This window comes from Actinomyces sp. oral taxon 448 str. F0400 (assembly GCF_000220835.1).
Lineage (GTDB): Bacteria > Actinomycetota > Actinomycetes > Actinomycetales > Actinomycetaceae > Actinomyces.
Genome location: NZ_GL985606.1, coordinates 464,558 through 473,327 on the forward strand (window position 1 = coordinate 464,558; position 8,770 = coordinate 473,327).

At 71.8% G+C, this 8,770-nt stretch carries 10 protein-coding genes; 6 read left to right on the forward strand and 4 right to left on the reverse strand.

Translation table 11 applies throughout. The features are described 5' to 3' along the window. The 4 genes from HMPREF9062_RS02045 to HMPREF9062_RS02060 form a co-directional block, all read right to left on the reverse strand. The coding region (locus HMPREF9062_RS02045) for a heavy-metal-associated domain-containing protein (protein ID WP_009748347.1) at positions 1–426 on the reverse strand (426 nt) is incomplete at its 3' end. Positions 427–584: 158 nt separating this feature from the next. Then, a complete protein-coding gene (locus tag HMPREF9062_RS02050; protein WP_009748348.1) occupies positions 585–848 on the reverse strand; it encodes a heavy-metal-associated domain-containing protein in 264 nt (87 codons plus the stop codon). A 35-nt stretch (positions 849–883) separates the two neighbouring features. Then, positions 884–1,165: a metal-sensitive transcriptional regulator gene (locus HMPREF9062_RS02055; protein ID WP_009748349.1), complete on the reverse strand. Its 282-nt coding sequence runs from the start codon at positions 1,163–1,165 to the stop codon at positions 884–886. Between the two features lie 126 nt (positions 1,166–1,291). Beyond that, the gene (locus tag HMPREF9062_RS02060; RefSeq protein WP_009748350.1) at positions 1,292–1,972 is read right to left on the reverse strand and encodes a response regulator; all 681 of its coding nucleotides are present in this window, start codon (positions 1,970–1,972) and stop codon (positions 1,292–1,294) included. Between the two features lie 415 nt (positions 1,973–2,387). Here HMPREF9062_RS02060 and HMPREF9062_RS02065 point away from each other — a divergent pair, with 415 nt between their 5' ends. From HMPREF9062_RS02065 to HMPREF9062_RS02090, 6 genes are all read left to right on the forward strand, one after another. Beyond that, positions 2,388–3,743 carry a YcaO-like family protein gene (locus tag HMPREF9062_RS02065; RefSeq protein ID WP_034253534.1) on the forward strand — a complete coding sequence of 452 codons (1,356 nt, stop codon included), beginning with the start codon at positions 2,388–2,390 and terminating at the stop codon, positions 3,741–3,743. 49 nt (positions 3,744–3,792) lie between these two features. Beyond that, entirely contained in the window at positions 3,793–4,506 is a 714-nt protein-coding gene (locus HMPREF9062_RS02070; protein ID WP_034253537.1) for a TOMM precursor leader peptide-binding protein, read from the forward strand. Beyond that, positions 4,499–6,358, forward strand: a complete 1,860-nt coding sequence (locus HMPREF9062_RS02075; RefSeq protein WP_009748352.1) for a bacteriocin biosynthesis protein — start codon at positions 4,499–4,501, stop codon at positions 6,356–6,358. The genes HMPREF9062_RS02070 and HMPREF9062_RS02075 overlap by 8 nt, the downstream gene beginning before the upstream one ends. Continuing rightward, on the forward strand, positions 6,348–7,124 hold the full coding sequence (locus HMPREF9062_RS02080) for a hypothetical protein (RefSeq protein WP_034253540.1): 777 nt from the start codon (positions 6,348–6,350) through the stop codon (positions 7,122–7,124). The genes HMPREF9062_RS02075 and HMPREF9062_RS02080 overlap by 11 nt, the downstream gene beginning before the upstream one ends. Positions 7,125–7,261: 137 nt before the next feature. Further along, positions 7,262–7,435: a thiocillin family RiPP gene (locus HMPREF9062_RS12780; protein WP_156789931.1), complete on the forward strand. Its 174-nt coding sequence runs from the start codon at positions 7,262–7,264 to the stop codon at positions 7,433–7,435. 88 nt (positions 7,436–7,523) lie between these two features. Further along, on the forward strand, positions 7,524–8,690 hold the full coding sequence (locus tag HMPREF9062_RS02090) for a PqqD family protein (RefSeq protein WP_009748354.1): 1,167 nt from the start codon (positions 7,524–7,526) through the stop codon (positions 8,688–8,690). The last annotated feature ends 80 nt before the right edge of the window (positions 8,691–8,770 follow it).

An 8,770-nucleotide genomic window follows, 5' to 3' on the forward strand; every position in this document is an offset into this window, starting at 1 on the left:
GGCTTCCGCCGGGGCGGACTCGCCGTTCGTGGGTCGCTCGGCGTCGCCCGCCGGCCGGCCGGCCGCGTCGGCCGGGGCGGGCACGGCGCGTGATCCGGCCGGGGCTTCGCAGGGGGTCTCGGCCCCGGTTCCGGCCTCCGCGTCGGGGGAGGTCGGGAGGGGCGTGCGGTGGGCGGTGACGGTGGCGGTGTAGCCGGCGCGGGCGACGGCGTTGACGAGCTCGTCATCGGTGACCGGCGCGGTGAGCTCGATGCGGGCGGACTCGGTGGCGAGGTTGACCGAGGCGGTCACGCCGTCGAGTTTGGAGAGCTTCTTCTCCACGCGCGCTACGCACGACGCGCAGGTCATACCGCCGATGGCGAGGTCGACGGCGCTCGTGGGGGCGGTGGTGGCGTCGATCGGGGGCGAGTCTGCGGCTCGGCTCATGATGGATCACATTCCTGGACTCAGCTGTAATGGTTCCGGGTGTTCCGGGTGGGGTGACGGGTCGGGGTGCGCGGTGCGTGCCGACCCGTCACCGCGGGTGCGCCGGCCCGGGCCGTCCTGAGGTTCGGGCCGGCCCGGGCCCGGCTGGATCGGCCTGGTCAGACTGCGTCGCGCTCGACGGCGTCGAGCACGTAGTCGCCCGCCTCGTCGACGGCCGCGGCCAGGGCGGCGTCGTCCACGACGACGTCGGAGACCACGGTGGCCACCGACTGGCCGCCCTTGTTGAGGATGACGGAGACGTTTTTGACGCCCGGGAGGGCCTCGAGCTCCTCGGTGACGTGGGCGACGCAGTGCTCGCAGGTCAGGCCGGAGATCTTGAGAGTGGTGGTGCGGTCGGTGCCGTCGGCGGTGAATTCGGACATGGCGTGCTCCTTGAGGTGGGTGTTCCGGGTGGTGCTCAGGACCGCACGAGGCGGGCGATCGCGTCGGAGGCCTCGCGGATCTTGGCCTGGCCCTCGGCGTCGGAGGATTGGGCGGCGTGGATGACGCAGTGGCTCATGTGGTCCTCGAGCAGGCCGAGGCTGACGGCCTGCAGAGCCTTGGTGGCCGCCGCGATCTGGGTGAGGACGTCAATGCAGTAGGTGTCCTCCTCGACCATGCGGGAGATGCCGCGGACCTGTCCCTCAATGCGGCGCAGCCGCTTGAGGTAGTCATCCTTGGTGCCCGTGTAGCCGGCCATCCGTCCTCCTTGCTCTGTCGGGGTGCTATTGAATTTACCCCTAGGGGGTAGGGGTGTCAACTGTCGTCATGGCCCGCGGAGACCCGCGAGGCGGGAGTCGTCACTCACCGGCTCCCGACCGCGGACCTAAGCGGTGCGGCCCGTAGCGGCGTAGCCGTGCCTGAACGCCCACACGACGATCTCCAGGCGAGAGCGCGTCCCCGTCTTCTGGAGCAGAACGGACACGTGAGATTTGACCGTGGCCTCCGAGATGGATAGCCGGGACGCGATCCTGCGGTTGGAGGCTCCCTCGCACAGCATGTGGAGGACGTCGCGCTCACGATCCGAGAAGGTGACGCTCCCGTCCTCGGTATGGGCGGAGGCCAACACGTAATCGATCAGACGGGCCGTTGACATCGGTGCGACGACCTTCGCCCCCGAGTGCACCGTCCGGACGGCGGAGAGAATCTCCTCGGCGGGCGCGCTCTTGAGCAGGAAACCGCTGGCGCCCGCGCTCAGGCCCTGGATGAGGGTGTCGTCGGTGTCGACGGTGGTCAACAGGATGACCCTGGTGCCAGGGGAGACCCGCAGCACTTCCCGCGCCACCTTCATCCCGTCCATGCTTTCCATGTGGACGTCGGTGATGAGGACGTCCACGCGGCTGGACTCGAGGGCCTCCATCATCTGGCGGGCACTGCGCGTCGCGAGCAGGATCCGGATGTCCTCAACCGGGTCGAAGTAGGACTCCAGGCAGGTCAACGCCATCGCGTCATCGTCGACGAGCACGACGCCGATACGATCGGGGTCAGGGGTAGTCAGGGAATTCATAGGGTCTCCTTGCGGAACATCGGAACGAGCCGTGGGCGGGGTGCCCACGGCTCCCCGGAAGATCACGATAAGGTTACGATTCAGAATACCTGAGTAGTCCCGAATGACGGCGCTCGCCCGGTATGTGGCGCGATGGCGTGGCGAAGTCGCCCCGCACCGACCCGCTCCCCCGCCCCGGCCAGAAGTGGCCGACGTCGCCGGATCCCACGTAGTTTAAAGGCTAGCTGTCGGTGCACTGCGTCATCGGTGCGTCAAAGGGATGAGTCGCATCAGCCGAACGACGGGAACGGCGGCCCCGAAGAGCGCGCGCATAGTAGACCGACGGCCGATGCGGACCGTCGGGACCCCGGGAAGACTTCCCTCCAGCGGCACGTACTGGACGTGCCGGCCCTGTCTCACCCTGGAAGGCGGATTCGTGTACCGGTCTGTGCTCACGGAGGAGGTCGCTCCTTCATTGGCCCGTGCGGCGGCTCTCGAGTCGCCCGTCGGCCTGGTCTCCCGCTGCGCCGAGCTGGCCCCGGCGCCGGGGGAGCCCGCGTTCTCGATCTGGACCGGACTCCTCGACGACCCCTCCGCGGCACTGCGCTCGCAGCGCACCTGGAACCACCGGCCCGAGTCCGGCAATTTCGACGGCGCGGGCGGCGCCATCGACCCGCGGCTCGCCAGGCACATCGCCATCGTGGAGTCCCTGGAGCGCTACTCCAGCTGCTCGTGGGCTGAGGAGGAGCTGATCTGGGACACCCCCGCCGGACTCGGCGATGCCGCCGTCGGGCCGGATTGCTGGCCCGCCTGCTCGCCGACCGAGTTGGCCGACCCGCGATGCGGCCTCATCGCCTCGGACCCCAGGGTCCCCCTGCGCTGGGTGCGCGGATGGTCCCTGACCCGCGGTCGGGAGGTCTTCGTCCCCGCCATTCTGGTCTACCTCAACTTCCCGGTGCGCACCCCCAGCGAGCGCTTCACCAACCCGGTGTCCACCGGCACCGCCGCCCACTCCGACCTGCGCGAAGCCGTCCTCGGCGGCCTCCTGGAGGTCGTCGAGCGCGACGCCATCGCCCTGACATGGCTGCAGAGGCTGCGCCTGCCCAAGGTCGTCGTGGACATCGGCGACCTCGGCCCCGACGTCGCCGAGTACCACCGGGTCGGCACCTCCACCGAGCTGACGGTTCACCTCAGGGACGCCACCACCGATTACGGGATTCCCACGCTCTACGCCGTCCAGACCTCCGAGGCCGACACCGAACTGGCTCAGGTAGTGGCGGCCACCTGCGACCTCGATCCTCAGCGCGCCCTGGCCAAGATCCACCGCGAACTCGCCTCGCTGCGCATCGCCCTGCGCAGCCACGCGCGCAGCCCTCGCGCCCAGGAGGTCACGGGCCAGGATTTGACGGTGGTCGGCGGCGCGCTGGCCGACGCCGCCCCCTCCATGCGCCATGTCTTCGACTTCCTTCTGGACGGGCCCCGCCCCGCCCACCGGTTGGCCGACACGGGCGCAGCGGCGGTCCGGAACCGGCGCACCGACCCGCTGGAGAGAGTCGTCCACGCACTGGAGAAAGTCGGTTCGGAGGCCATCGTCGTCGACATCACCACCGATGAGGCCCGCCAGGTCGGCATGCACGTGGTCAAGGCCCTCATCCCGCAGGCCGTGCCGCTGTCCTTCAGTCAACACGCCCGCTACCTCGCCACCCCCCGTCTCTACGAGGCCCCTCGCGCCATGGGCCTGACGGTCCACGACGAGGCCGACATCAATCCCGTCCGTCAGCCCTTCGCCTGACGCGCCCATAGGAAGACCCACCCCGTAGGAAGACCTGGAAGATCCATCCATGAGCACCGCAGCAGAACTGACCGGACAGCCGGTCGGGAGGCCGGCCCGGCAGCAGGTCCCCGCCGAGCAGCCGGTCACGGCCTACCTCCCCCAAGGGGGATTCGGGCATGCCGTCGCCCACCGCCTCGCCTCGAAGCGGGACATCGTCCTGCCTGTTGATGACGGCCTGACCGATGCCGCCGTCCCCTACGCCGACCGCCTCGTCCTGATCGCCGACCCGGACCGGATCACCCTGCGCAAGGCCCTGGACGACCTGTCCTTCACCCGAGGCCTGCCGTCGGTGGGGCTTGAGCTGTCGCCGACCGAACTGCGCTGCGGACCCCTGGTCGTGCCCGGACGCACCGCCTGCTACCGCTGCTACGACCGACGCCGTCGACAGCACGGCCGCACCCCCGTGCCCGAGACGCTCGAAGCGCTTGAACAGGGCTACGCCCACCACCACGTCGTCATCGGCGCCGGCCTGGTGATGCTCGCCCTGGACGTTCTGGACCGGGACCCCGCCGACGGGACCGCCGGCGCCTCCGACGTCGACGAACTCGGCGGCCGGGTATGGACCGTGGACCTCGTCGCCGGCGCGACCTCCTTGGCCCGGACCGTCGCCACCGACCGCTGCGAAACCTGTTCGGCGCGCTACGCGGCCCGGCGCTCCGGGACCGAGGAGCTCGCCCGCCTCCTGCCCTCGCGCCGGAAGGAGGCGGTCCGCCGTGGCTGACGCGACCGGATCCGCGGCCTCCACCATGAGAGCCGGTGACGTGGGCCGGGCGGCCCGCAACGACCTTCAGTTCCGCATCCCCCGTAAGCCCGCGGTCCGCCGCGGGGTGCGCATGCGCCTCGACGACGGCGCCTGGGTTCTCGACGGCGGGCGCAAGAACCAGACCCTCGGCGGCCGCTTCGCCCGCGAGCACCTCGGGGCACTGCTTCAGGCCTGTGACGGCACCCGCACGCTCGCCGAGATCGGCGAGGCCACGGGAATCGGCCCGCAGGGCGCCTTCGAAGCCGTCTGCCTGCTGTGGACCGGCGGCATCCTCGAGGAGGGCGGAACCGAGCCGCTGCCCGATCCGCAGCCGGCCCCCGAACTGGCCTGTCTGCTCTCGCGTCTGGGGGATTCCACGGGCGTCAACGACTCCTGGCAGGACGCCGCCCGCCGCCTGGCCGCCGCCCGTGTGGCGGTCCTGGGCGACGCCGGCCTTGCCGAGGAGCTCGCCCGGGCGCTGGAACCCACGCTGACCGCCCGTTCCGACGTCGCGCCCGAGCCTGACGACACCCTCGCCGTCGTCGTCGAGACGGACGCGGCCCCGACGGCCGACGCCGCCCGACGCTGCTGGACGCTCGGCATCCCCCTCCTGCGGGTGCGCGCCGAGCAGGATGCGGTCACAGTCGGCCCCTACGTGGACCCCGGGTTCTCGCCCTGCCTGGAGTGCGCCACGGCCGGCGAACCCGCCCTCGAGCCGCCGCCAGGCCCGCATCGCAGGGGCTTTGTTGCGGGCCTGGCGGCCCGGGCGGTGGCCGCGCTCGTCTCCCGCGCGACCATCACCCACCTGCCGGGCGACGCTCGGCGCACCGACCTGAACACCTTCACCTACACCGACCGTCCGGTGGTCACCCGCCCGGGCTGCCCGGTCTGCTCGGTGGCGGGCGGGTCGTCGGCGCCGATCGCCCCCTCGGCGCCCGTCGGCGCCCGCTACGAGCAGTCCGTGGCCATCCCCCCGGCGGCCTTCGTGGACTCCAAGGGTCACCAGCAGCACTACAAGCCCTCGAATCTGCGCCTCCAGCGCGAGTTCCGCGACTGGCCCGCCTGCCCGCGCACACCCCTTCCGGCCGCCGACCTGAAGCGCTTGGAACGGCCCTGGTCCTCGACCGGGCGGGACGCATCGGCTCGACGAGTGTCGGACGCCGCGGCCTCCGACACCCCGGCGGACCGCGGACCGACACGATCGGTCGTCCGGCCAGCCGGCCCGACGCTCGTTGAACTCGCCACCGTGCTGGCCCTGGCCGTCGGCGTGCGCGAGCCGACGCCGCCGCAAGCGCGCACCTCCGCGGACTCTCCCACCAGCACCTCGAAGATGCGCCGATGGACGGCCGCCGGAGGAAATATCGGCTCCGTCACCGCCTACGTCCTCGCCCCCGCCCGCTCCGAGGCGGACGGCGGGTCCGGGGCCGGGCGAGCGGACCGCGCCTCTGACAGGGCCGACGGGCCGATAGGCGGGGCCGCCGACGAATCCGGTCCCCTGACCCCCGGCGTGCACGCCTACATCGAGAGCGACCACACTCTGGCCCTCATCGGACCTCCCGCCGAGATCCCCGACGACGCGGGGGTGCGGCTCGTACTGACCGGGAACGTGGACAAAGTCGCCAGGAAGTACCTCTCCTTCGCCCTGAGGATCGCCATCCAGGACTGCGGCTGCTCCCTGGAGGTCGTCCGACTCGTCGCCCGCTGCCTGGACCTGCCCCTGCGCACCCGCGCCCGCTGGGACGAACGGGAGCTGGCCGCCGCCATCGGCACCGATCCGACGCGCGAACCCGTCTTCGCCGTTATCGACCTGGGAGGGAACCGTGCGCTCTGACTACGAGACCATGCGCGAGATCATCAACGGATTCTCCGACCCCGACGGCCGCCCCACCTCCGACGGCCTGGCCGCGTGGCGGGCCCGGCGACCCTTGAAACTCGCCGTTCCCCACATGCTCGACCCCCAGGCCGACGAGCCCTACCCCTACGACCTGCGCACCACCTTCGCGCGCCGCTCGTCGACCACCGACTACGCGCCCGAACCCCTGGACGCCGAGCCGCTCCTGGCCAGCGTGCAGGCCGCCCTGGTCGAGGACGCCGGGGCCTGGGAGGACGACGCCACCCCGCCGGACCCCCCGGACCCCCCGGACGGGACCGCCGCGGCGGAGGCGGCCGGCGCAACCGCCGTCCACCTCGAGCCCTTCGTCGTACTTCTGCGATCCCGCGGCGCCCCACCGGGCGTCTACAGGATCCGGACCAACGGGACCGACCTCGTCGCGAACCCGCCCGACCCCGAGCAGATCGAGGGGATGACCGTGCAGAAGGAATTCGCCCGTGCCGGCGCCATCGTCTCCGTGGCCGCCAACCTCGACGAGGCCGACGCCTGGGCCGGCGCCCACGGCTACCGCCACGCCATGGCCCGGGCCGCCGCCGTCATCTACTCGGTGCACCTGCGGTCCGCCGCCCGCGGTCTGACCGGCACAGTCTTCGCGGGCCTGTCACCGTCGGCCGTGCGTCACCTGCTCGACTCCGACGGGGTCGGCCGCCACCAGATGTTCGCGGCCACCGTAGCGGTCCCGCCCAGCGTGGTCCCGCCGTCCTGAATCGGACGCGGACCCCGCCCCCCAGACGCCCCGCTTCGCGGGGTGAGGGGCCCGGCCCCGGCAGCCGAGCCCCTCGACAGGACCCGCAAGGGTCCCGCTCCTGACCAGTGACGTACCAGAGAGGAGGTGAACATCATATGACCACCACGATCGACCTCACGCTGACCGACAGCGACTTCGGCATCGAGGAGCTCCCCGAGGGCAACGCCCTGGGCTGCGCCTTCTGCGGCGCCTGCGCTTCCTGCCCGTCCTGCGCGGCCTCGGCCTCGTGCCCGTCCTGCGCGGCCAGCGCATCCACGACGTCCTGCTGAGACGTCATGGCGGCGGGCGGAGAGGTACTGCCTCTCCGCCCGCCGCCCACCCGGACACCACGCACCGACCCGAGGGGGCCCTGACCCGATGACCACGACGAGCCAGATCCCGCGCCTGCGTCGCGGAGTGAAGCTGATCGTCGGGATGGACGACCAGCCGATGCTCTTCGACACCGATGCCGGCACCTACCACCGGCTCGGGGCCGCCGCCGCCGTCATCATCAACCAGTTCGACGGAGCGCGCTCACTGCCCGCCATCCTCGACCAGCTGCCCCAGAACATCGACGCCGCCGGTAGGCAGCGCATCACCCGCCTCGTGGACTACCTGCGCTCCAAGAGCCTGCTGGAGGGCGGCCCGCCGCTCAGGACCCGACCGTCCGAACGCGCCCGCAAACGCGTCGACGGCCGGCACGTCGCACCCCCGCACGTCGGACGGCACGAGCAGATCCAGCCGCCCCGCTGGAGCGGAGGCTGGATGCTGCCCCGATTCATGCTCATCCGCACCTACCGGCGAGCCGTCGCACCCGTGGCGGCGGCCCTCCACCACCTGCCGGTGCGCACGCTCAGCGGACTCTTCCTCCTTGCGGCGGCGGGAGGCTACGCGGCCGGTGCGGCGAGCCTGATCAACCTGTCCGGGGGCCCCCGCCCACCGGCGCGCGTATTCTTCATCGCCGTCGCCATCCAGCTGGTGAGCATCGTCGGGCACGAATCCTGGCACGCGATCGTCGCCGGCTACCTCGGCACGCCCGTGCGCGGACTGGGCGTGGCCTTCATGTTCTGGGTGCTGCCGATCGCTTACGTCGACCGCACCGACTCCTACCGGGCGCGCTCGCGGCTCGGGCGCGCCATGCTCGCCATCGCGGGCGTGTGCTCCGACGGCGTCGTGTGCGGGGCGGAGGCCGCCGTCGCAGTCGCCTCCTCGGGCACAGTGCGGCAGGTAGCCCTGACCCTGTGCGCCTTCCAGCTGACCATGCTCATCACCAACCTCAACCCCCTGACCCAGTCCGACGGCGTGGCGACCGTCGAGGCTCTGACCGGCTCGGTCAACCTGCGCGGTCGCTCCACCCTCATCCTGCGCTGCGCCGTCACCCGCACCCCGCTGCCCCCGGCCCTGGCCCGAATGCGGCCCACCGTGCGCGCGGCCTACGCCGTCTACGGCCTGCTGTGCGTCCTGCTTGGTGTGGTCGGCACCGTAGTGAGCGTCACGTGGGTGCTCTTCATCGTGATCGGCATCGTGAAAGGTCTGCTCGCATGACGTCCTCCGGCCCCGCAGCCCCGCCCGCCCCGGCATCCGCGGCGTCGGCGCCGCCCGCCCCGGCATCCGCGGCGTCGGCG